This is a genomic window from Alcaligenes sp. Me129 (genome assembly GCF_050487245.1).
Taxonomy (GTDB): domain Bacteria; phylum Pseudomonadota; class Gammaproteobacteria; order Burkholderiales; family Burkholderiaceae_B; genus Alcaligenes; species Alcaligenes phenolicus.
On record NZ_JBKQGX010000004.1, the window covers coordinates 104,667 to 126,223 of the forward strand.

General features: G+C 56.9%; 19 protein-coding genes. 13 read left to right on the forward strand and 6 right to left on the reverse strand.

All coding sequences use genetic code 11. The features are described from left to right. The 4 genes from ACLPGZ_RS05955 to ACLPGZ_RS05970 all read left to right on the forward strand — a co-directional run bounded on the left by ACLPGZ_RS05955 (position 1) and on the right by ACLPGZ_RS05970 (position 3,548). On the forward strand, positions 1 to 864 hold the full coding sequence (locus ACLPGZ_RS05955) for an alpha/beta hydrolase (protein WP_429641063.1): 864 nt from the start codon (positions 1 to 3) through the stop codon (positions 862 to 864). Next, positions 861 to 1,853 carry a VOC family protein gene (locus ACLPGZ_RS05960; protein ID WP_429641064.1) on the forward strand — a complete coding sequence of 331 codons (993 nt, stop codon included), beginning with the start codon at positions 861 to 863 and terminating at the stop codon, positions 1,851 to 1,853. The genes ACLPGZ_RS05955 and ACLPGZ_RS05960 overlap by 4 nt, the downstream gene beginning before the upstream one ends. 10 nt (positions 1,854 to 1,863) lie before the next feature. Next, positions 1,864 to 3,021 carry an FAD-dependent oxidoreductase gene (locus ACLPGZ_RS05965; protein WP_429641065.1) on the forward strand — a complete coding sequence of 386 codons (1,158 nt, stop codon included), beginning with the start codon at positions 1,864 to 1,866 and terminating at the stop codon, positions 3,019 to 3,021. 71 nt (positions 3,022 to 3,092) lie between these two features. Then, complete coding sequence (locus tag ACLPGZ_RS05970; RefSeq protein WP_009453901.1) at positions 3,093 to 3,548, forward strand: MarR family winged helix-turn-helix transcriptional regulator; 456 nt, start codon at positions 3,093 to 3,095, stop codon at positions 3,546 to 3,548. 8 nt (positions 3,549 to 3,556) lie between these two features. Here the strand turns inward: ACLPGZ_RS05970 and nudC are convergent, their stop codons facing one another. Beyond that, the gene (gene nudC / locus ACLPGZ_RS05975) at positions 3,557 to 4,318 is read right to left on the reverse strand and encodes an NAD(+) diphosphatase (protein ID WP_429641066.1); all 762 of its coding nucleotides are present in this window, start codon (positions 4,316 to 4,318) and stop codon (positions 3,557 to 3,559) included. Between the two features lie 609 nt (positions 4,319 to 4,927). Then, positions 4,928 to 5,860, reverse strand: a complete 933-nt coding sequence (locus tag ACLPGZ_RS05980) for a YicC/YloC family endoribonuclease (protein ID WP_035271528.1) — start codon at positions 5,858 to 5,860, stop codon at positions 4,928 to 4,930. A 147-nt stretch (positions 5,861 to 6,007) separates the two neighbouring features. Between ACLPGZ_RS05980 and ACLPGZ_RS05985 the strand changes: the two genes are divergently transcribed. The 7 genes from ACLPGZ_RS05985 to ACLPGZ_RS06015 all read left to right on the forward strand — a co-directional run bounded on the left by ACLPGZ_RS05985 (position 6,008) and on the right by ACLPGZ_RS06015 (position 14,710). Next, the gene (locus ACLPGZ_RS05985; RefSeq protein WP_035271529.1) at positions 6,008 to 7,126 is read left to right on the forward strand and encodes a metallophosphoesterase family protein; all 1,119 of its coding nucleotides are present in this window, start codon (positions 6,008 to 6,010) and stop codon (positions 7,124 to 7,126) included. Beyond that, positions 7,116 to 9,737 carry an AAA family ATPase gene (locus ACLPGZ_RS05990; protein WP_427975074.1) on the forward strand — a complete coding sequence of 874 codons (2,622 nt, stop codon included), beginning with the start codon at positions 7,116 to 7,118 and terminating at the stop codon, positions 9,735 to 9,737. Before ACLPGZ_RS05985 ends, ACLPGZ_RS05990 begins: the two co-directional genes overlap by 11 nt. Positions 9,738 to 9,766: 29 nt before the next feature. Next, on the forward strand, positions 9,767 to 10,504 hold the full coding sequence (gene rph, locus ACLPGZ_RS05995) for a ribonuclease PH (RefSeq protein WP_026482596.1): 738 nt from the start codon (positions 9,767 to 9,769) through the stop codon (positions 10,502 to 10,504). A gap of 153 nt (positions 10,505 to 10,657) precedes the next feature. After that, positions 10,658 to 11,269 carry an RdgB/HAM1 family non-canonical purine NTP pyrophosphatase gene (gene rdgB, locus ACLPGZ_RS06000; RefSeq protein WP_009453909.1) on the forward strand — a complete coding sequence of 204 codons (612 nt, stop codon included), beginning with the start codon at positions 10,658 to 10,660 and terminating at the stop codon, positions 11,267 to 11,269. Positions 11,270 to 11,273: 4 nt separating this feature from the next. Next, positions 11,274 to 12,488, forward strand: a complete 1,215-nt coding sequence (gene hemW / locus ACLPGZ_RS06005) for a radical SAM family heme chaperone HemW (protein ID WP_427975069.1) — start codon at positions 11,274 to 11,276, stop codon at positions 12,486 to 12,488. A gap of 227 nt (positions 12,489 to 12,715) precedes the next feature. Next, complete coding sequence (gene glnA, locus ACLPGZ_RS06010; protein WP_021446603.1) at positions 12,716 to 14,128, forward strand: type I glutamate--ammonia ligase; 1,413 nt, start codon at positions 12,716 to 12,718, stop codon at positions 14,126 to 14,128. A gap of 123 nt (positions 14,129 to 14,251) precedes the next feature. Continuing rightward, positions 14,252 to 14,710, forward strand: a complete 459-nt coding sequence (locus tag ACLPGZ_RS06015; protein WP_060185058.1) for a GNAT family N-acetyltransferase — start codon at positions 14,252 to 14,254, stop codon at positions 14,708 to 14,710. A gap of 56 nt (positions 14,711 to 14,766) precedes the next feature. Here ACLPGZ_RS06015 and ACLPGZ_RS06020 read toward each other — a convergent pair whose 3' ends face one another. Continuing rightward, positions 14,767 to 15,696: a LysR family transcriptional regulator gene (locus ACLPGZ_RS06020; protein ID WP_060185059.1), complete on the reverse strand. Its 930-nt coding sequence runs from the start codon at positions 15,694 to 15,696 to the stop codon at positions 14,767 to 14,769. Between the two features lie 102 nt (positions 15,697 to 15,798). Between ACLPGZ_RS06020 and ACLPGZ_RS06025 the strand changes: the two genes are divergently transcribed. Then, positions 15,799 to 16,992 (forward strand): MFS transporter, encoded by a 1,194-nt coding sequence (locus tag ACLPGZ_RS06025; protein ID WP_429641067.1) that lies wholly within the window; start codon positions 15,799 to 15,801, stop codon positions 16,990 to 16,992. 126 nt (positions 16,993 to 17,118) lie between these two features. Next, on the forward strand, positions 17,119 to 17,880 hold the full coding sequence (locus tag ACLPGZ_RS06030; RefSeq protein ID WP_254003195.1) for a MauE/DoxX family redox-associated membrane protein: 762 nt from the start codon (positions 17,119 to 17,121) through the stop codon (positions 17,878 to 17,880). Between the two features lie 92 nt (positions 17,881 to 17,972). On the opposite strand, the gene ACLPGZ_RS06035 is transcribed toward ACLPGZ_RS06030, so the two are convergent. The 3 genes from ACLPGZ_RS06035 to ACLPGZ_RS06045 all read right to left on the reverse strand — a co-directional run bounded on the left by ACLPGZ_RS06035 (position 17,973) and on the right by ACLPGZ_RS06045 (position 21,554). Next, positions 17,973 to 18,755 carry an ABC transporter ATP-binding protein gene (locus ACLPGZ_RS06035; protein WP_035271544.1) on the reverse strand — a complete coding sequence of 261 codons (783 nt, stop codon included), beginning with the start codon at positions 18,753 to 18,755 and terminating at the stop codon, positions 17,973 to 17,975. Further along, on the reverse strand, positions 18,752 to 20,416 hold the full coding sequence (locus tag ACLPGZ_RS06040; protein WP_088452868.1) for an ABC transporter permease: 1,665 nt from the start codon (positions 20,414 to 20,416) through the stop codon (positions 18,752 to 18,754). The genes ACLPGZ_RS06035 and ACLPGZ_RS06040 overlap by 4 nt, the downstream gene beginning before the upstream one ends. Before the next feature lie 94 nt (positions 20,417 to 20,510). Next, on the reverse strand, positions 20,511 to 21,554 hold the full coding sequence (locus tag ACLPGZ_RS06045; RefSeq protein ID WP_026482587.1) for a Fe(3+) ABC transporter substrate-binding protein: 1,044 nt from the start codon (positions 21,552 to 21,554) through the stop codon (positions 20,511 to 20,513). Positions 21,555 to 21,557: the final 3 nt, after the last annotated feature.

Consider the following 21,557-nt stretch of genomic DNA (forward strand, 5'->3'; position numbering starts at 1 on the left):
ATGAACAAACTTGTTTTCGATCCAGCAGACCTGGAGCAATACCGGCTCCAGGCCTCGGTGGCTGATTTTGACGCTGAGATGGCCACCTACAAGCAGGCCAGTGAACGGGCTCGTGTAGCCCTGGAAGCCTGTTTCAGCACCCACGCCTATGGCGATGACCCGACAGAAAAACTGGATATCTATGCCGCCAGCCAGGCTGGCGCCCCGGTTTACCTGTTCATTCATGGGGGCTACTGGCGCATGTTGTCCAAGGATGACTCGGCCATGATGGCGCAAAGCCTGCATGCCGCCGGTGCCACGGTGATTTGCCTGGACTATGGCTTGGCTCCGGCTTACCGCCTGCCGCAGATCGTGGCGCAATGCGAACGCGCCTTGCAGTGGGTCCACGCGCACGCGACGCAATTTAATGGCGACCCACAGCGTATTCATATTAGTGGCAGCTCGGCTGGGGGCCATTTAAGCGGCATGTTGCTGGCGGCCGATACCCGACGTGAACAACGTCTGATCCACAGCGCCAGCATTATCAGCGGCGTCATGGATTTGCATCCCCTCTTGCAGACCGCCGTGAATGACTGGCTGCAGCTGAACGAAGAACAAGCCCAACGCTATAGCCCGGCCTTGCACCCACCAGCAAGGGGAACGCCCGTGCTGGTGGCCTGGGGGGCACTGGAACCTGCCGTCATGCAAGAACAAAGCCGTCACTACGCCCGCCAATGCGAGCTGGCGGGCTGCGTGGTGCAAAGCATGGCCGTGCCAAACCGTAATCATTTCAACGTCTTGATGGATCTGGAGCAGAGCGACAGCGCATTGACGCTAGCCGTGTTGCAGACCATGAATCGTCATACCCAGGAGGAGAAACTATGACACAAGCAACTTCCCACTCCATCCAGACCGCGTGCTTTGAGCCCCGCCGTCTGGGCCACGTCAACCTGTGGGTTGACGAACTGCAACGCGGTGAAGATTTTTACAGCCAGGTCTGCGGCCTGAAAGTGGAATTTACCGAGCCGGATCTGGTGGCGACCTTTTTGGGCACCGGCCACACGCCCCATGATCTGGGCATGATGGAAACGACTAAAGGCGTGAACCGGTATGGCCGTGACGGTCTGCTGCAACTGCCCGGCACAATTGGGCTGAAGCCCGGTCTGAATCACCTTGCCTGGGAGCTGGAAAACGAAGCTGAACTGGTTACCGGCTGGAAGCGCGCAAAAGAGCAGGGGCGCGACATTGACATGACAGTGGACCATCAGGTTGCCCATAGCGTCTATATGTTTGACCCCGATGGCAACTACAACGAGTTCTACTGCGACACCATTAAAGACTGGCGCAGCGTGCTGGGCGGCCCTATGGAATTGCTGACCAGTCGCTGGGATCCTGAAGGCCAGGAGCCTTTTACCGAAGGCCGCTACGACTCCAACCCCATTCTGGAAACAGTCGCCGACGCCCCGGTACAACCACGTCGAGTCACCCATGCCGTGCTGCGTACCGCTCAGTTGGATGCCATGCGCCGCTTCTATACCGAGGTCGGTGGTCTGGAAGTGGTTTATGAAAACGAGCAGGTTGTCTACTTGCGTGCCGGTCTGGCCAATTATGATTACAGCCTGATCCTGGTACGTGATGAAGAAGCCTCCTTCTCGCATGGCAGTTTCGAGCTGGCCAGCGTCCAGGATCTGGAACAAACGCTGGAGCGCCTGAAAGCCCGGAACATCACTCCCGTTCACGATGTGAACCTGCCCTGGAAGCGCGCTTTCTTCTTGCGTGATCCCGACGGTTTGCTCAGCGAGTGGTACGTGACTCTGGCTGGCGACCGCGTTCTGGATAGCAATCACTCTTTGCCTTTGTGGGCGCAAGTTTAAGGAAACCAGCATGTCCGATAAAAAACTAAGTGCCTTGATCGCAGGCGGTGGCCTGGGTGGTTTGGCAACCGCCGCCGCTTTGGCTCAACGCGGCTGGGATGTCACTGTGCTGGAGCGCCAGTCTGAATTGCGCGCCAATGGCTCCGGTATTTATATCTGGGAAAACGGCCTGCGCGTTCTCAAAGCCTTGGGAGCGTACGAGCAAGCGATTGAAGGCGCTTTCTACGGTAGTCACTTTGAGCAGCGCGATCTGAGTAACGAGGTCATTGATTGCGGCCCCACACCGCCCGATCGCCGTCTGATTACCGTGATGCGCTCGCAACTGCTGAAATCCCTGGAGCAAGCGGGCAAACGCGCCGGCGTAAAGGTACGCACGAATGTGGAAGTCATCGCCGCCAGCGCACGCGGCGAAGTTCAACTGGCCTCGGGCGAGCGTTTACGTGCCGATCTGGTCGTGGGTGCTGATGGCATCTGGTCCCGTATCCGCCAATCTCTCGGTCTGGAACTGGTGCACGAGCAAACCCGCGAAGGGGCCTTGCGTACCATGATCACCCGCAAGCCAGACGACACCTCAGAGCAAGACGCTCAAAAATACATCGAGAACTGGAACGGTCTGCATCGCTTGCTGATTACGCCCGTCAGCGAAACCCAAACCTATCTGGCCTTAACGTGCCCGTACGACGATGTGCGTGCCAGCAATGTCCAGATCGACAAGGAATACTGGTCTGCCTTGTTCCCACACTGGGCACACTTGATTGAACGCGCAGATGGCCCGGTCAGTTGGGGTCGTTACAGTGTGACGCGCTGCAAAACCTGGTCCAGTGGCCGTACCGCGATTTTGGGCGACGCCGCCCACGCTCAACCGCCGAACCTGGGGCAGGGTGGGGGCATGGCCATGCAAAATGGCCTGGCTTTGGCCACGTTCCTGGAAAAGGTGCAGGATGCCCGCGATATCCCCGAAGCCCTGGAAGCCTGGGAAAACAACGAGCGCGAGATTGTAGAGCACTGCCAGAAGTGGTCCTGTCTATATGGTGAGATCAGCGCCTTGCCCGATGCCGTGCGTACTCAGGTCGTGCGTTCTGCCATGGCCAATCCCTGGAGCTACGCGCAGATTTTCCGCGCTGCCAGTCACACGCCTACGGGAACCGTCCAGGCAGAGCTCTGCTAGTATACTGACGGTCCGCTTGTCGCTCCGATTTCATGGAGCGACAAGCGCAGGATTGACTCTCCCAAGGCATTATGAGCAAAACTCCCGTCTCCATCCCTGACAGCAGCGTAGAAACCAATCTGGCCTTCCAGATGGCCAACATTATCTACAAGTTGGACCAAACGCTAAGATCGACCACCTTGCGTGAACACAATATGACCTATGTGCACTTTCGGGTCTTGCAGTACCTGTGGGATAAGGACGGGCGCAGCATCGGGGAAATTGCCAAGGCCATCGTGGTACATCAGCCGGTCTTGAGCCGGGTGATTGACCAAATGGAAGAACGCGAATTGGTGCAGCGCCGCACGGACGAAAACGACAGCCGCTATATGCGTGTGTACCTGAGCGAAACGGGCCGTGAGCGCTATGCGCAAGTCTGGCCCGCCGCCAAAGAAATGATTGATGATGCTCTGTCGGTGCTCAATCCGAATGAGCGCGAGGATTTGGGCCGTATGCTGCGCAATGTCGCCGCCCATCTGGCGACCTGAGTCGCGCTTTAAGTCTTGGCCTGGCCCGGTAAATGGGCCCGAATCAAACGGCCCGCAATGGAGTCTGTATGGGGCAGATCGGGCAGGGCGTCACCCGGGCCAAACCAGCGCGCGTCATTGATTTCGTCAGCTTGAATGCGCAAATCACCCCCGGCGTACTCGGCGGTATAAGCCACCATTAAAGAATGTGGGAAAGGCCAGGACTGACTGCCGAAATACTGAATATTGTCCACGCGCAGCCCCACTTCCTCCATAACCTCACGGTGAATGGCTTCTTCCAGGTTTTCACCGGCTTCCACAAACCCGGCCAGAGCCGTGTAGCGCGCCGTCGCGTAAGTGGAGTGACTGGCCAACAAGATACGGCCCTTGTCGCGGATCAGTACCATCATGGCCGGGGAGATGCGGGGATAGGCCGAGAAACCACAAGAGGTGCAGCGAAAGCACAGTTCATGCTTCACACGCTCCATGGTCGAACCGCACACACCACAGTAACGATGGCTGCGCGCCCATTCCGAGACTTGAAAAGCCCGATTCACCATACTGGCTTGATCTCCCAACTGCGACAGCACGCCGCGCAAGTGACGGAAGGTAAAGCCATCCGGAGCCGGGGTCTCGGCCGCTACGTGGCAGGCAAAATCCTGACAATCGTCACCTGGAAAAAGAGCATGCCATTGCGCCGGCGCTAAATCCAGTGCGGGTTTGGCAGGAATCAAGGCTTGTCCTTCCTGGCTGCTGACCAATATTTCATTTCCACGAAAAATGAAATTCATGTGTTTTCTGTCCTTTAATAAGCCGCCTAAGAGCAGCACAGCGCTGGCTATTGTACGGGAAGGACGGAGGCAGAAAAAAGCGGAGAAAAACCCAAGGGGCCGAGCAGGGCATTCAGACAGCGGCCAGAAAATACCGCCGTTTTAAAACCAGAAACACAACTGTCAAAAAGGTGACGTGTTACCTGGCCTTGTCGAGAAAATCCCAGGACAAAACCGACAAGCCACCTAATTAGCAGACAGATAATTAAGCATGAATTTATTTAAAACCAGTGATTCGTTTTTTTAACTTTTAAAACCGGATTAATTATTTATAAAAACCATTTCTTATTTTTGTTTTATTTTTTTATTTTAAAAATCGCTATTTTATTTTTATATATTAAGGCGGCTTATAAAGCGTCTGTATTTATTCCTGGCTTCACTAGACCACTTTCAGAAAAAATAGCCCTAGGGAGTTTGAGGATGATCAGAAAAGTCCACAAAAAAACCGCCTGGCCTGAGCAAGACGGTTTTCTTGAAAAAACCCCATAAAACCTGAGGTTTCACGCGGTTTAAGCAGACAGCACCTGCTGAAAAAAATACTGGCAGGCAGAAAATAAGGGACTGGCTGGTTTACTCGATGTTTTGGGTCTGCTCGCGCAGCTGCTCAATACACAGCTTCAAGTCGATAGAAGCGCGCGTCATGTCCATGCTGCCTGCCTTGGAACCCAAGGTATTGGCCTCACGGTTCATCTCCTGGAACAGAAAGTCCAAACGCTTGCCAGTGCTGCCTTGGCGCGTGCTTTTCTTGTTGGACGCCACGCTGGTATCACCGTTAAGAATCAGCTCCAGCTCGGTCAAATGCGAACGCAAGCGGGCGATTTCCTCAGCCACATCAATGCGCAGGGAGAAAACAGCCGCTTCCTGCGCGACGCGGGCAGACAGTTCTTCGCCCGAAATCAGGGCGAAACCGTCCGGACTGGCTTGCAACAAGGCGTCATGCAAGCGAGTAGCAATCTTGTTCTTCTGCTCCGTCAGGATCGAGGGCAGGTGCTGCTCGACCTCGTCCACAATGACGCTCATGTCCTGGCGAATATCCAGCATGGCTTGTGCCAGCCGCTGGCCTTCACGCTCTCGGGTCGCCTGAAAATCCTGCAAGGCCGCCTCGAAAGCCTGGCTGATCATGGGCAGCCAGATTTCGGGATCCATGCCCGAATTATTGCCGCTTTGATTGCTCAGCAAGGTATGAAGCTCGGGTGCAGGCAGATCGGGAATGGCCACGCGTGCTACTTGCAGCATCTGTGCTGTGCGTTCCACCGCCTCCATATCCAGGCTGCGTTGCTGATCCGTGCCGCTACGGGCAAAGTTGACCCGCAATTCCAGCTTGCCACGCTGTACACCCTGGGCGGCCAGCTCGCGCAGCAGATTCTCCGCAAAACGCAGTTCCTCGGGCAAACGCAGATTCAGGTCCAGAAAGCGGTTGTTGACGCTGCGCATCTCGATATTGATGGTGCCTGCTTCGGACTCGGCCTTGGCGCTGCCAAACGCGGTCATGCTACGGATCATGGGTGGGTCACTTTAAGAATGGAGTAAAGCCGCCAATTGTACTCTCAGGTCCCGGCTTTGGCCGCGCCTCTTGCCGCGACAAAGCTCTATACTTTAGGCATTCAAGGCCTGTAAGGGCCGATTTTTTTACCAAATCTAAGGGCAGTCATGCTACGAATCCTGCATACAGCCGATTGGCAAATAGGTCGCCAGTATTCGCGTTTCGAGCTGGAGGACGCGGCCGCCCTGGCTGAGGCACGTTTCAAGGCCATTGAGAAGCTGGCAACGCTGGCTACCGAACATCGCGCCGATCTGCTTGTGGTAGCGGGCGATGTCTTTGATTCGCAAACCCTGAGCGATCGCAATCTGCGCCGCAGTTTCAATGCCATGGCGGGTTTCACCGGCCCCTGGCTGCTCCTGCCCGGCAACCATGACGCGGCCTTGAGCGAAAGTGTCTGGACACGCGCGCGCCGCTTGAACTGCATTCCAGATTATGTGCATGTACTTGATACACCGGAGCTTTTTCTGCTGGACGAGCTCAAGCTTGCGGTCCTGCCAGCGCCGTTGACACAACGCCAGACTTATCAGGACTTGAGCGACTGGTTCGATCAGGCCGAAAGTCCGGCGGGTTACTGGCGTCTGGGCTTGGCGCATGGCAGCGTCAGTGGGGTGCTGGAGCATTTGGACAGCCATAACCTGATCGATCAAAACCGCGTACAACGCGCCAAACTGGACTATCTGGCACTGGGGGACTGGCACGGCACCGTCAAAATTAACGAGCGCTGCTACTACAGCGGCACGCCCGAGCCGGACCGCTTTCGGGATAACGACTCTGGCCAGGCTCTGCTGGTGGAAATCAGCGAACCGGGCGCAACACCTGTGGTTCAAGCCTTGCCGGTTGCCCAACACCCTTGGCGCAGTATCCAGCACCATTTGAATGACGACACGGATCTGGACCTGCTGGAGCGGGAACTGAACGCCTTAGCGGATCAGAGCGTGGTGGAACTGGAGCTATCAGGTCAGTTAAGCCTGAGCGGTTTTGAGCGTCTGGAAAATATTTTGGGGCAGTCCCAAGCCCGTTGCCGCGCCTGGGACTGCCAGCGCGAGGCCTTGCGTCTGGCACCTTCTGAAGAGGATCTGGACGCCTTGCAAGCCGATGGCTACTTGCAGGCCGCGTTGAAACAGTTGCAGGAACTGCGTCACGGCAGCCAGCAGCAAGCCGCTGAAGATGCCTTGCTGATTCTGGCCGGTTTGCTGCGCGATAAGGAAGGTGGTCATGCACATTAAGTCCCTGCGCGTCGAGCAGTTCAAGCGCTTTCGCCAGCCCGTCTCACTGGACCAGCTGGAGCCGGGCCTGAACATCATCAGCGCCCCGAACGAGGCCGGTAAAAGCACCTTGGCCGAAGCCCTGCGCACGGTGTTTTTCGAACGTTATGGCACAGGTAGTCTGACAAAAATCCTGCCTTGGGGTGATTCTTCAGCCGCACCGGAAATCGAGCTGGATTTCAGCCTGAACGGCCAGGACATGCGACTGAGCAAGCGTTTCCTGAAGCGCAAACGCTGCGATTTATACATCGGTAACCAGCATCTGGACAATGACGAGGCCGAACAATACCTGGCCCAGCAAATGGGCTTTGAGTATGCCGCTAAAGGCAGCAGCCAGGCCCGTAACTGGGGCGTGCCGGGCCTTTTGTGGATTGAACAAGGGCAGGGCCAGGACTTGCGCAGCTCGGTCGAGCACGCCACCGGCACCTTGCAGCAGGCTTTGGGTAGCGAAATCGCTGATTTGACTAGTGCAGACGGGGATTATCTGATCGAACAGGCCCAGCAACAGCTGGACCAATATGTGACCCAGGCTCAAGGACAACCACGCGGCGTCTGGCTGGCAGCGCAGAAAGAAGCCAAGGAGCTGGAAGAGCAGTTACAGAGCCAGCAAGCCGCCTTGCAGCAGTACCAGCAATGGGTGGACGAACTGGCGCAGGCCCGTAGGCAAATTGCCCATGCCGAGGCTAAGCGCCCGTGGGAGCAGCTACGTGAGCAAGCCAAACAAGTGCAGGTTCAGTTACTTCAAGCCCGCCAATTGCAGGAACGGGCCAAGGAACTGCAACAGGCGCTGAACATGTTGGCCGAGCGAGAAAAGCTCTACCAACAAGCTGGGGAACGCGACCTGGAGTGGGCTCGCCAACGCAGCCGGCGCGCCGAGCAGGTCAAATCCTTGAGTGCCAAGCTGGAGCAAGAGCAGGGCACGCTCAACAGCTTGAACCAGCGTCTGGAGCAGGCGCGCAGCCATAAAGACGCCAGCCTGCAGGAGCAGGAACGCGCCCGTACCTGGCAGCAATGGTTTCAAGATCAAGCCAGCTTTGAAGGCACGCAGCAGCAATTGCAGCAGGTGCAAGGGCAACTGGAAGAACTGGGCAAGTTGGAAACCCAACTGGCGCAATGCGGGGCCGCCTTGGTGCAGCTGAAAATCAGCGACGAGGCCCTGGACCAATTACGCCAGCAGCACCAGCTTATTCAGCGTTTGCAACACCAACTTGAGACGATTTCCACCGAATTGCAGATCGAACTGCAAGACGGCGCCAGCCTGTTGCTGGATGGGGCATCCATTCAGGGCCAGCACCGCGCCCACCTTAGCGCCAGCACCCTGATTGAGCTTCCCGGAATGGGCCAGTTGCGCATCATTCCCGGCGGCCGCGATCTGGGCAAGGTGCAGCAGCAATTGGCGCAAACCCAGCAGGAATACGCACAGGCGCTTGGCCAACTGGGCGGAAAAAGCCTGGAAGAGCTGGAACGCCGCCGCGAGCAATATCGGGAACAAGAGCAGCAGGACCGGCTGTTACGCAGCTCCATGAAAGCGCTGGCCCCGCAAGGCAAAGCACACTTGCAAGGTCTGGTTCAGGCGGCTCAACAACGCATCGCCCCGCAACGCCCGCAAGGCGAGGCCATCGAGGCCTCGGAACTGGGCCGTATCGCCCAAGCCGCCTCCATGGCCGAGCAGCAGTACCGCGCACTGGAAAGCGACTGGCATGATGCCCGCGAAGCCCTTGCCCGCACCCAGGCTCGTCTGGAGCAGGCCCAGGCTGAAGCCAATAGCCTGGAACAACAATGGGCTGACCCGCAACGCCAGCAAGCGCAGCAGGAGCGCGAGCAGCAATGGGGACAACTGCGCTTGCAACGCGAGCAGCAACTGGCCGATCAGAAGGCGTTGGAAGCCGAGCTGGCCGCCTTGCCCGTCTCGGTTCTGGAGCAGGACCTGCAACGTCTGGAGCGCAGCGCTCAACAACAGGAGCAAAGCTATAACGAGGCCCGACTGGCCGCGCAGTTGGTGCAAACCAAGCTGGAAACCCACGGAGCGCAAGGCCTGGAAGAGCAGATCGACCAGACCTCGCTACGTCTGCACGACTGCCAGCGCCGTTGCGCCACCTACGAGCGCCGTGTCGCGGCCTTGCGCCTGTTGCTGTCTGTACTAAGAGAGCAGCGCAACGCCTTGACCCAGCAATTGCACGAGCCTTTGCAAAAGCACATCAACCACTATCTGCGTCTGCTTTTGGGCAAGGCACGGGTGGAGCTGGACGAATACCTGGCCCCACGCTGGCTGCAACGCGATAGCGGACAAGGGCTGGCCGACGACATTGACGGCTTGAGCTTTGGCGCACGCGAGCAAATCGGCCTGATCGCCCGTCTTGCCTATGCAGATTTGCTGCAACAGGCAGGCCGTCCCACCTTGCTGATTCTGGATGACGTGCTGGTCCACAGCGACAACGATCGCCTGGGGGCGATGAAGCGCATTATTCACGACGCCGCCCAACGCCATCAGATCCTGCTTTTCACCTGCCAGGCCGATAAGTGGATGGACATGGGTGTTGCGCTACGGCCCGTCCCGCAAGGCGTACAATAGGCGTTTTGAATTTTGTCCGGAGCCTAGCCTTGTCTGAAAACGCTACGATTGCACGTCCCTCGGGTCGATCTGCTGCACAATGCCGTCCTATCGAACTGGTGACCGGCTTTACCCGTCACGCCGAAGGCTCGGTACTGATCCGTCTGGGTGAAACCCATGTTCTGTGCAATGCCAGCGTGCTCGACAAAGTCCCTCCCTTTCTGAAAGGCAAGGAGCAGGGCTGGGTAACGGCGGAATACGGCATGCTGCCTCGCTCCACGCACACTCGCTCGGACCGTGAAGCGGCCCGTGGCAAGCAAAATGGCCGTACCCAGGAAATCCAGCGTCTGATCGGCCGCAGCCTGCGCGCTGTCTTTGATCTGAAAGCCCTGGGCGAGCGCACCATTCACATTGACTGTGATGTTCTGCAAGCCGACGGCGGCACCCGCTGCGCCAGCATCACTGGGGCCTGGGTCGCAGCCAGCCTGGCCGTACGCAGCCTGCAAGAGCAGGGCAAGCTGCAAGCCTCGCCCATTCTGGATCAACTGGCGGCCGTCTCGGTCGGCGTGTTCGAATCCAACCCCGTCCTGGACCTGGACTACCTGGAAGACTCCGCCTGCGGCGTGGACATGAATATCGTCATGACAGGCAGCGGCAATCTGGTGGAAGTGCAGGGCACCGCCGAAGGCCAGACCTTTGCACGCCCCACCTTGAACCGCTTGCTGGATCTGGCCGAGCAGGGCATTGCCGAGCTGATGCAAGCCCAGAAACAAGCCTTGCAGGGCTGATCGCGATGAAATGGGTCTGTCCTGCTCCCTGCGCGACACTGCCAGGTAGCGAGACAAACCGCTATTGGGACGCCGTCCCATGCAGCACACACTGCCTGGCACGGCGCCTTGCCATTTTTACTGAACAGGGCGCTTTGCCGCCTGCTGCGACTTATGAACACTGAATCCAAGCGTGTCGTCCTGGCCTCCAACAATGCCGGCAAACTCAAGGAGTTTTCCGCCATTCTGGCTCAGGCCGGTATCAGCATGGTTCCTCAAGGCCAATTGAACATTCCCGAGGCCGAGGAACCCTTTGCCACTTTTATCGAGAATGCGCTGGCCAAGGCCCGTCATGCCAGCCAATTAAGCGGCTTGCCCGCCTTGGCCGATGACTCCGGCCTCTGTGTGCGCGCCCTGGACGAAGCCCCCGGCGTATATTCCGCCCGTTTTGCCGCTCGCGAACTGGGCGGTGAAAAGTCCGATGCAGCCAATAACGCCTTGCTGGTCCAGCGTCTGCAAGGACAAAGCGACCGTCGCGCCTGTTATGTGGCTGTTCTGGTGTATGTGCGCCATGCCCAGGACCCACGGCCCATCGTGATTGAAGGCGTCTGGGAAGGGGAGATTCAGGATCAACCCGCTGGCGAGCACGGCTTTGGCTATGATCCTCACTTTTATCTGCCAGAGCTCAAGCAAACTGCGGCGCAGCTCTCTCCTGAAGTGAAGAACAAATACAGTCACCGGGCGCAAGCCATGCAAGCCTTGTTGGCCCGTCTGGCCGCCGAGTAACACCATGACTGTTTTCTCTCCCGAGGTACGCATCCGGCCTGGCTCCGGCCCGGCCACCTTGCTGCCCAGCCTGCCGCCCTTGTCCGTCTACGTGCACGTGCCCTGGTGCGTGCGCAAATGTCCATACTGTGACTTCAACTCACACGAAGCACCCGCTGAACTGCCCGAAAACGAGTATCTGGACGCTTTGCAGGCCGATCTGGAACAAACCCTGCCGCTAGTCTGGGGCAGACAGGTAATTTCCGTATTTATCGGTGGTGGCACGCCCAGTCTGCTGTCAGCCCAGGCGCTGGACCGCATGCTGGCCTTGCTGCGTTCCCACCTGAACTTGCTGCCCGACGCAGAAATTACGCTGGAAGCCAATCCTGGAGCTTCCGAAGCCTCGCGCTTCATGAATTTTGCACACAGTGGCGTGAACCGGATTTCCTTGGGCATTCAGAGCTTTAACGATGAGGCCCTGAAAGCGCTGGGCCGCATTCATGACAGCCAGCAAGCGCAACAGGCTATTGAAGCCGCCATGAAAGCCGTGGACCGCGTGAACCTGGACGTCATGTACGCCTTGCCGGGCCAGACCCCAGCGCAATCCGAGCGGGACATTTTGCAGGCCATGTCTTATGAGACCGAGCACTTGTCGCTCTACCATTTGACCTTGGAACCCAATACCGTCTTCGCGAAATACCCGCCGGTCTTGCCCAATGACGACGACAGCGCCGCGATGCAGGACCGCCTGATCGAGCTGACCGCCAGCCGCGGCTGGAACCAGTACGAGATCTCGGCCTACAGCAAGCGCGGTGGCCATAGCCGCCACAATCTGAATTACTGGGAATTTGGCGACTATATCGGCATAGGCCCGGGAGCCCACGGCAAGCTGTCCTTTCACGACCGCATTATCCGTACTGCTACCACCCGCAGCCCGGCGCAATGGATGCAGAACGCCATCAAGCGCGACGGCAGCCACTATGCGCACAATGCCCGTGTCACACCCAAAGACTTGCCCTTTGAGTTCATGCTGAACGTGTTGCGCCTGAAAGAGGGCGTACCCGCCCAGTACTTCCAGGAACGCACGGGTGTGCCCCTTGCGCACATCCTGCCCGTGATCAAGCGCAATATCGAGAAAGGTTTGCTGGCTTCCGATCCGGTTCGTATTCGAACCACCGATTTAGGCTGGCGATTCTTAAATGATTTACAGGAAGCATTCCTTCCTGATGAAGGTTCCTGACATTTAATTGTTTATTTAAGACATTTTTTATTGTGCATCTGCACAATTGCTCTACAATTAATTTCTGGTAAGTCCTATGCCATAACTACTTTATCGGTATTGCGCTGTTTGGATCAGATTCAGCGGCAATCCCGATAAACGTAATTAAGACCTGCCGTAGTGGGTTACACAATGATCCGCGCCACTCCTCCTCACTTTTTGTTAACGTCATTGACGCTGGAGTAACCATGTCCTCCCCCGAAGATGTTCTGAAGATCATCGCCGAACGCGAAATCACGTTTGTCGATTTCCGCTTTACCGATACCCTGGGCCGTGAGCACCACTTGACCACCCCCGCACACGCGGTGGACGAGGATCGCTTTGAGTCTGGTGTCGCCTTTGACGGCTCTTCCTTGCCTGGCTGGAAAGGAATCGAAGCCTCGGACATGTTGCTCATCCCGGACGCCAAAACCGCCCGTATGGACCCGTTCCGTGAAGAGCCCACCCTGATTCTGACCTGCGATGTGGTCGAGCCTTCCGATCTGAAAGGTTACGACCGCGACCCACGTTCGCTGGCCAAGCGTGCTGAAGCCTACCTGCGCTCCAGCGGTTTGGGCGATACCGCGTACTTTGGTCCCGAGCCGGAATTCTTCGTGTTCGACGGTATTACCTGGAACGACGACATGTCGGGCAGCTTCGTGAAGATTCGCTCTGAAGAAGCTCCCTGGTCGCGTGGTCTGGAACTCAATGGCAATAACCTGGGTCACCGTCCTGGCGTCAAAGGCGGCTACGTTCCTGTTTCGCCTACAGACTCCTTTGCCGATCTGCGCGCTGAAATGTGTTTGCTGCTGGAACAGCAGGGCGTTCCTGTTGAAATCCACCACCACGAAGTGGCCGCTCCCGGCCAGCTGGAAATCGGTACGCGCTTCTCGACTCTGGTCGAGCGTGCGGACTGGAACCAGATCATGAAGTACACCATCCATAACGTGGCTCACGTTTATGGCAAAACGGCGACATTCATGCCCAAGCCCGTGGTCGGCGACAACGGTTCCGGCATGCACGTGCACCAGTCCATCTGGAAAGACGGCCAGAACCTGTTTGCCGGTAACGAGTACGCTGGTCTGTCCGAGTTCGCGCTGTTCTACATTGGCGGCATCATCAAGCACGCCCGTGCCCTGAACGCCATCACCAACCCCACGACCAACTCCTACAAGCGTCTGGTTCCGCACTTTGAAGCCCCAGTGAAACTGGCGTACTCCGCCCGTAACCGCTCGGCCTCGATCCGCATTCCTTACGTCAGCAACCCCAAGGCGCGTCGTGTGGAAGCCCGCTTCCCCGATCCAATGGCCAACCCATACCTGGCCTTCTCGGCCCTGATGATGGCCGGTCTGGACGGTGTGCAGAACAAGATTCACCCCGGCGATGCAGCCGACAAGAACTTGTACGATCTGCCACCCGAAGAAGATGCAAAAATCCCAACCGTTTGCGTGTCGCTGGAACAGGCGATCGAGTCCCTGGACAAAGATCGCGAATTCCTGACCCGTGGCGGTGTGTTCAGCAATGAAATGCTGGACGCCTTCATCGAGCTGAAACAAGCCGAAATCACCCGTCTGCGTATGGTTCCGCACCCGGTCGAATTCGACATGTACTACAGCCTGTAAGATCGAAGGCACTGGTTTTGGCCAGTACGATCAAAAAGAGCGGCTTTCGGGCCGCTCTTTTTATTCTGCCCTTGGACGATTACCATACGCAGTCACCCAAACCTTATCGTCATGGAAGTAAAGATGGACCTGGTTTTTCAATGGAAACGGTTGGACGATCTGTCCACGCGGGAAATGTACACAATCATCCAGGCTCGCGAGGCGGTGTTTGTGGTGGAGCAGGAGTGTGCCTACCAAGACGTGGACGGCCTGGACCTGGATTCCTGGCATTTGTCCGTGCTCAAGGACGGCGAGCTGGCTGCTTATGCTCGCGTTGTCGAACCGGGCTTGAAATATGATGAGCCTTCCATTGGCCGTGTCCTGACCTTGGCCAAGTTCCGTAGCCTGAAAATCGGCTACGCGCTAGTGGCTGAAGCGATCCGCTTTACGGAAGCCCACTATCCTGGCGCAGGCATACGCATTGGCGCACAGGCGCATTTGCAGAAGTTCTACGGCTCTTTAGGTTTTGAGCCTGTGGGCCAGATCTACGACGAGGACGGCATTCCTCATATTGATATGGTCAAAGCAGCCGTCATTGCTTGATATAGCGTCGGTTGCTGCAACGACGACTCAAGCTCAAACCCTACAAGGCCCCCAAGTTAATGGGTGTTTAATCCAGGCAAGGTGCCGATATCAGCTTGGGCCTTCAGATACTCAATCAAGGCACGTGCCGAGTTCGACAAGTGTCGTCGATGCGTATACGCCAGTACCAGACGCAAAGGGGCAGGCGGCAAGGGCAGGGGAACGGCAATCAGACGCCCTTGGGCGATTTCTTTCTCACATCCCTGCCGCACCAGAATCGCAAAACCCAGCCCTTTGACGGCGCCAGCTCCCGCCAGCAAACCGCTATTCACACGAAAGCGGCTGGGGACGTTCAAAATTTGAAAGCGACCATCGGGCAAGACAAACTGCCAGGCTTGGCCATCCAAAGCCGTATCGGTCGTAATGCAGGGCAACTGTTCCAACTCTTCCAGGCTGCTGGGCATACCGTATTGCTCGATCAAGGCAGGTGCCGCCACGACCTGGCAATCAAAAGAACACAATTCCTGCACCACCAGACTGCTGTCTGGCAGAGCACCCCGACACATCAATAAGGCCAGGTCAAAATCCTGCGCCAGCACACCAGGGCCTTCCAGGTTGGTTTGACAATGCAGTTCCAGATCCGGATGCTGGGCCGCAAAATCTGCCAGGACACCCGCCAATAGAAACGGTCCTACCTCGGATGGAATACAAATCCGCAAGCGTCCCGACAAACGCGTGCGTTGATCCAGCAAATCCTGTTCAGCCTGCTTTAAGGCTCCCCACCAGGGCTGAACGGTATCAAACAAGCCCTGGCCCACACTGGTCAAACGCAGTTGCCGGGAACTGCGCTCCAGCAAGCGCTGACCAATCTGCCGCTCCAGTTGCGCCACATAACGGCTGACATTGGAGGTCGGCAAATCCAGCACCTGAGCTGCAGCCGTAAAACTGCCACTTTCGGCTACCTGGATAAAAACCCGCAAGGCATTCAAATTCAGCTGAGGAGCCATGGAATTATCCCGGTTTTGATAATTTAATATTCGAATTATAGAGACTACATATCAAAACCGCGAAGAATTAGGCTAGAGGCCTCTTTCTTTATGCGTATCATCATGTCTGATTCTGAAGTGTTTCGTCCCCGGCTGCGTGCCCGTGCCGTGTCTTTTATCCAGTTTGTTCATGCTCTGGAATTCATGGCCTTGACGCCTTTGTTTGTCTGGATGGCAGTGGACTTTGATGTTCCTGCCACCTACGCCGGCTATGCCGCTTCCGCCTATATGGGCGGCGCCGCTTTATCGGGCGTCCTGGCTGCACGCTGGATGCACCGCGCGGCACTAAAGCCTTTACTGCTCCTGGCACTGATTCTCTTGGCCGTATTAACCGCTTTGGGGGCCATCAGCTCCGAATTCGGGCTATTTATCTTGCTGCGTCTGGGAGCTGGTTTGCTAGGTGGTTTTTTAATGAGCGCCGCAACGACTTTACTGCTGCATGACATGAATGCCGAGCAGCGTACCGACGCGATTGCCATTGTGGTCAGCGCCTTTGCCTTGGTCAGTATCGCCGGAATGCCCGTCACCTTGTTCATCGCCGTAGAACTGGGCTGGCGTATCGCCTTGATGACTCTGGCCGTGCTCTGCCTGCTTGCCGTCGCAATTGCTCATCGCTATCTGCCTTCCAACCCTTTCGTTGCAGCGCAACCCTCACCACTGGCTCTAGGTAAAGAGGCCTGGCGCTGGCTAAGCCTGCCGGCTATTGCGCAGGCAGGCTCACTATTACTGATCCCGGTCCTGATCCCCGTTTTGGCGCTACGCTACGACACTCAAGCACAGCAAATGCCTGTGATCTTCATGTTGGGCGGTGTCGCCGCCTTGATCGCCTCCTGCCTATCCGCTACGGGCATCAAAAAATGGGGCGAGACCCGTATCTCTGATCTGGGTACGTTGATCTTGCTCTTGTCCTTGATCATGCTAGCCCTGGGGTGGGGAACAGCTCACGTATTCATGATTCTGTTCATGACGGGCAGCTACACCCGTCTAGTCTGCGCCAGCGCCCGCAGTACCAGCTACCCCACTCAAGCTCAGCGGGGCCGCTTCATGGCTTTGCAAACCACAGGCAACCACATCGGCAGCTTTATTGCTCTGGCTATTCCATCCCTACTGCTCCGCACTCTGGATGTACCCGTGCCAGATCTTCATATCTTGCTGCTCCTGACAGCGTTTGTTGCCCTTGTTCTGCCCATTTTCATGCGATGTGCTGCCACCCAGCCCCTGAGATCTTACGACCAGGCAAAAACAATCGATCACTAACACTACTAAATCACTACACCTGCTTACTTACACTTCCTGACACCTGGTTTAGGGTGTCAGATAAACGCTTGCATGAGCGTAAGGGGAGGGCTTCCGACAAACAGCATCACGTCAAAGGAGTCGCATATGGCTACACATAGCGCCAAACACGCTGAGCTTTACCGCATGGTGACGGCAGAACATATCTGCCCCTTCGGGCTTAAGGCACGCGCACTGCTCAAACGCAAAGGCTACGAGCTGGACGATCACTGGCTTAGGAATCGCGAAGAGATTGACGCTTTCAAGGCCAAGCATCAAGTCAGCACAACCCCCCAGACCTTTATCAATGGAAAACGGATAGGGGGCTATGACGAACTGGTCGAGTATTTCGGTGGGAAGGTCAAGGACAAGGATGCCGTCAGCTACACGCCCGTGATCGCCTTGTTTGTGATGGCTGGCTTGATGGCGCTAGCTGTTTCCTGGGCGGCATTCGGACAGATTGTCCTGCTCCAGGCGCTGGAATGGTTTATTGCCATTGCCATGTGTTTGCTGGCCGTGCAGAAGCTCAAAGATGTGGACGGCTTTGCCACCATGTTCCTGAACTACGACTTGCTGGCCCAACGATGGGTGCGCTACGCCTATCTGTACCCCTTTGGAGAAGCAGTGGCAGGCGTGTTGATGCTGGCCGGTGCCCTGATGTGGCTGTCTGTGCCCATCGCCTTATTTATTGGCAGCATCGGTGCCTGGTCAGTGTTCAAGGCGGTCTATATCGACAAGCGCGAACTGAAATGCGCTTGCGTGGGTGGCGACAGCAAGGTGCCCTTGGGCTTTGTCTCTCTGACTGAAAACCTGATGATGGTAGCGATGGCGGTCTGGATGCTGATCAAGCCCTCCATCATCAGCGCTTAGAGGACACTCAGTTCACCGTCCACCCGGAAGAAAGCGAGAGCTATCAGTCCAATATGGCAGCATGGGGCACGCTAGAGCTGCCGTACTTGCAACTACGCAGGCTCGCCACGCAAAAAGGCCTGGGCCCGTTGCGCCATGATGGCTTCGCGGCGGATGAAGTCCGCCACAAAGTCATTCACAGGACGATGGTGCAGGCTGTAAGGCGTATCCCACTGGATGATCTTGCCAGCCTGCATCACACCAATACGATCGGCAATCGCAAAGGCTTCAGCCTGATTGTGGGTGACCAGAATCGCGGTAATGCCTGCGCTTTTCAGAATGTCGCGCACCTCAAACGCCAAGCGCTCTCGGGTATCCACATCCAGATTAGAGAACGGTTCATCCAGCAACAGCAGAGAGGGTTTGGGAGCCAAGGCGCGTGCCAAAGCCACGCGCTGCTGCTGGCCACCCGACAATTCATGCGGATAGCGCTGCGCCAAACGGGCCAGATCGACCAGTTCCAGCATTTCCAGTACTCGGGCCTGACGCTGGGCTTTATCCCATTTGCGCAGACCAAAGGCCACGTTTTTTTCTACCGTCAGGTGAGGAAAGAGGGCGTAATCCTGGAACATCATGCCCACATGGCGGTCTTCCGGCGGCACTTGCTGAGACACAGCCGACAAGACACGGCCATTCAACAGAATATGTCCGGCACGCAAAGGCTCGAAACCGGCAATGGCCCGCAAGACCGTGGTCTTGCCACAGCCCGAGGCCCCCAGCAGACAGCCGATTTCCCCTTGGGGCAAATGCAGGCTGAGCTGGTCAACAACCGGCCGAAAACCTTCAGACGTTTCGTAGGAAAGGGTAATCGCCTGCAAATCCAGAAAATCGTTCATGATGCGCGTGGGCCAGAGGCCATCAATTGAGTACGTGCCAATAAAATAACGGGGATCAAACCGGCCAGCACAATGGCCAAGGCGGCAACCGCGCCTTCCTCATAAGTCCCACGAGCCGCTTCCGCATACAGCCAGGTTGCCAAGGTCTCGAAATTCATCGGACGCAGCAACAAGGTCGCAGGCAGCTCCTTCATGGCATCAACAAAAATCAACAAAGCAGCCGCGCCCATGGCGGGGCGCAGCAAGGGCAAGTGCACACGTTTCAGCGTCCCCGCCGGGGTTTCTCCCAATAAACGGGAAGCCTGCTCCAGCGATGCCGGGATTCGAGCCAGCCCGGCTTCAATACCGCCAACCGAGATCGCCAGAAAGCGCAGGGTATAGGCCAACACCAAAGCCAGTGTTGAACCCATCAACAACAAACCCGTCGCCGAAACACCAAACCAGGACATGACTTGATTGTAGAAAGAGTCAAACATGACGAGGGGCGTCAACAGCCCAATCGCCAATACGGTTCCCGGAATGGCGTATCCCAGACTGCTGACACCTGCCAGAAAACGGGCCAGACGCGGTTTGCGTCCCGAACGTACTGCCCGAGCAGCCCAGGCGACGACCAAGCCACAAGATAGGGTCGCGATAGTGGCCAGCGCTGCGATATACAAGGTGTTCCAGGCGCTGCTCAGCAATTGCGCCGACACACCGCCCGCCAAGCTCACATGCTTGATGGTCTCATTCAACAAATACAGGGATGGGGCCACAAAGCCCACCAGCACGGGCGCTACACCCAAAGCAATGGCGATACAGGCAGCGGAGCCTTTCAACCGGGTAGGTCGAATGGGTTCGGAACGCTGATTACTGGAATAGGCTTGGCGGCGGCGACCATAACGCTCGATGCTGATCAACGCCGCCACCAGACAGAGCATGGAAACAGCAATTTGCGCGGCACCCGCCAAATCCGAGCGCGTTACCCAGGTGGTGTAAATAGACACCGTCAGGGTCTGCACGCCCAGAAACTCGGAAGCACCAATATCGTTCAGGGTTTCCAGCAAAGCCAGGCTGACACCCACTGCAATCGCAGGGCGGGCCATAGGCAACACGACCCGGAAAAATACGCTGCGGCCCGATTCACCCATAATGCGGGCAGCCTCCAGCAAGCTGGCCGATTGTGTCGCAAACATGGCGCGCGTGCTCAGGTATACATAGGGGTAGAGCACTGAACCCAGCAGAAAAATTGCGCCGCCCAAAGAGCGCAGATCTGGCAAACGGAATTCACGCGGGCTGCTATAGCCCAAGACGTAGCGAATGGCAGACTGAATCGGGCCAATCGGATGCAGCAAATCCAGATATGCAAAGGCCACGATATAGGTCGGCACTGCCAGCGGCAGCAACAAAGCCCATTGCAAGATCCGTCGTCCGGGAAACTCGTAGGCGGTAATCAGCCAGGCCGACCCCACTCCCAGACAGCTCACCACCACGCCGACTCCCAGGAGCAGCAGCAAGGTATTGCTCATGGCTTGAGGCAGAACGAACTGGAACAAATGCGACCAGTGCTCAGTCGAACCGCCTAAGGCGTGGGTCAGCAGGGTAATCACAGGCGCTGCCACGATCAGGGCAATCACAGCGGCAGCCAGGGACCAAAAGGGCAGACGACGAAAAAAGGGCATTATGAAAGGCTAGGTATTACAGGCGCTTAAATGCGCGACGACCGCCGCTCTGATTTCTCAAAGCTGGCGGTCGTAGAAAAAGAGTAGGGCGATTTTAGTTGTCGAAGCCAACTTTATCTACCAACTCGCTGGCTTGTTTGCGATGTTTGGCGATTTCAGTCAATGGCAAAGGATCAATCGTCATGGGGCCGAAGCTGGCAACCACGGGGTCCAGCTCAACACCGGCGCGCACGGGGTATTCGTAGTTGGCCTTAGCGTACAGGCTCTGGGCTTTCTCGGAAACCAGGTACTCCAGCAGTTTGACAGCGTTGTCCTTGTTAGGAGCGTGCTTGGCCACAGCGGCACCGGAAATATTCACGTGTGTGCCACCGCCCTTGGTATCAGCAAAGGTTGGACGCACCACATTGATGGCTTCGCCCCATTTGTAGGCATCGCTACCAGGCTCGGAGTTTTTCATGCGGCCCACGTAGTAGGCGTTGGCAATACCTACATCACAAATGCCGCCCAGAATGTCGCGCGCTACGTCACGGTCACCACCGGCAGCCTTGCGGCCCAGGTTGTCTTTCACGCCACGCAGCCACTGTTCCGTCGCTTCTGCACCGTTATGCGCAATCATGGCAGCCACCAAGGCTGTGTTGTAGGGGTGCTGGCCGGAGCGAATACACACCTTGCCTTTCCATTTTGGATCGGCGAAATCTTCGTAGTGAATGCTCTTCACATCCACGTCTTTAGCCACATAGGCCACGCGATCGCGCAAGGACAGGGAGTACCACTGTTTATCGGCACCGCGCAGATTGGCGGGAATGGCGCCGTCCAGAGTGGCGGACTCAACGGGCTGAGTAATTCCGGCTTCCACCAGATCCAGCAGATTACCGATGTCCACCGTCATCAGAATGTCGGCAGGGGACTTGTCGCCTTCGGTTTTCACGCGCTCGATCAGGCCATCTTTCACAAACACGGTATTGACCTTTACGCCTGTGTCTTTGCTGAAGGTTTCCAGCAGAGGAGTAATCAGGCCAGGTTCGCGAGTGGTGTAGAGGTTGACTTCGCCAGAGGCAAAAGCCGCCATCGACATAGTACCCATAGCGGACAGAAGCAAAGCTTGGGTCAGGGCACGGCTACGAAGAGTAAAGCGCATTAT

What these genes read in the sequence shown, in the direction of transcription:
- ACLPGZ_RS05955 (WP_429641063.1), top strand. Translation starts at nt 1, where the DNA reads ATGAACAAACTTGTTTTCGATCCAGCAGACCTGGAGCAATACCGGCTC.
- ACLPGZ_RS05960 (WP_429641064.1), top strand. Translation starts at nt 861, where the DNA reads ATGACACAAGCAACTTCCCACTCCATCCAGACCGCGTGCTTTGAGCCC.
- ACLPGZ_RS05965 (WP_429641065.1), top strand. Translation starts at nt 1,864, where the DNA reads ATGTCCGATAAAAAACTAAGTGCCTTGATCGCAGGCGGTGGCCTGGGT.
- ACLPGZ_RS05970 (WP_009453901.1), top strand. Translation starts at nt 3,093, where the DNA reads ATGAGCAAAACTCCCGTCTCCATCCCTGACAGCAGCGTAGAAACCAAT.
- nudC (WP_429641066.1), bottom strand. Translation starts at nt 4,318, where the DNA reads ATGAATTTCATTTTTCGTGGAAATGAAATATTGGTCAGCAGCCAGGAA.
- ACLPGZ_RS05980 (WP_035271528.1), bottom strand. Translation starts at nt 5,860, where the DNA reads ATGATCCGTAGCATGACCGCGTTTGGCAGCGCCAAGGCCGAGTCCGAA.
- ACLPGZ_RS05985 (WP_035271529.1), top strand. Translation starts at nt 6,008, where the DNA reads ATGCTACGAATCCTGCATACAGCCGATTGGCAAATAGGTCGCCAGTAT.
- ACLPGZ_RS05990 (WP_427975074.1), top strand. Translation starts at nt 7,116, where the DNA reads ATGCACATTAAGTCCCTGCGCGTCGAGCAGTTCAAGCGCTTTCGCCAG.
- rdgB (WP_009453909.1), top strand. Translation starts at nt 10,658, where the DNA reads ATGAACACTGAATCCAAGCGTGTCGTCCTGGCCTCCAACAATGCCGGC.
- hemW (WP_427975069.1), top strand. Translation starts at nt 11,274, where the DNA reads ATGACTGTTTTCTCTCCCGAGGTACGCATCCGGCCTGGCTCCGGCCCG.
- glnA (WP_021446603.1), top strand. Translation starts at nt 12,716, where the DNA reads ATGTCCTCCCCCGAAGATGTTCTGAAGATCATCGCCGAACGCGAAATC.
- ACLPGZ_RS06015 (WP_060185058.1), top strand. Translation starts at nt 14,252, where the DNA reads ATGGACCTGGTTTTTCAATGGAAACGGTTGGACGATCTGTCCACGCGG.
- ACLPGZ_RS06020 (WP_060185059.1), bottom strand. Translation starts at nt 15,696, where the DNA reads ATGGCTCCTCAGCTGAATTTGAATGCCTTGCGGGTTTTTATCCAGGTA.
- ACLPGZ_RS06025 (WP_429641067.1), top strand. Translation starts at nt 15,799, where the DNA reads ATGTCTGATTCTGAAGTGTTTCGTCCCCGGCTGCGTGCCCGTGCCGTG.
- ACLPGZ_RS06030 (WP_254003195.1), top strand. Translation starts at nt 17,119, where the DNA reads ATGGCTACACATAGCGCCAAACACGCTGAGCTTTACCGCATGGTGACG.
- ACLPGZ_RS06035 (WP_035271544.1), bottom strand. Translation starts at nt 18,755, where the DNA reads ATGAACGATTTTCTGGATTTGCAGGCGATTACCCTTTCCTACGAAACG.
- ACLPGZ_RS06040 (WP_088452868.1), bottom strand. Translation starts at nt 20,416, where the DNA reads ATGCCCTTTTTTCGTCGTCTGCCCTTTTGGTCCCTGGCTGCCGCTGTG.
- ACLPGZ_RS06045 (WP_026482587.1), bottom strand. Translation starts at nt 21,554, where the DNA reads ATGCGCTTTACTCTTCGTAGCCGTGCCCTGACCCAAGCTTTGCTTCTG.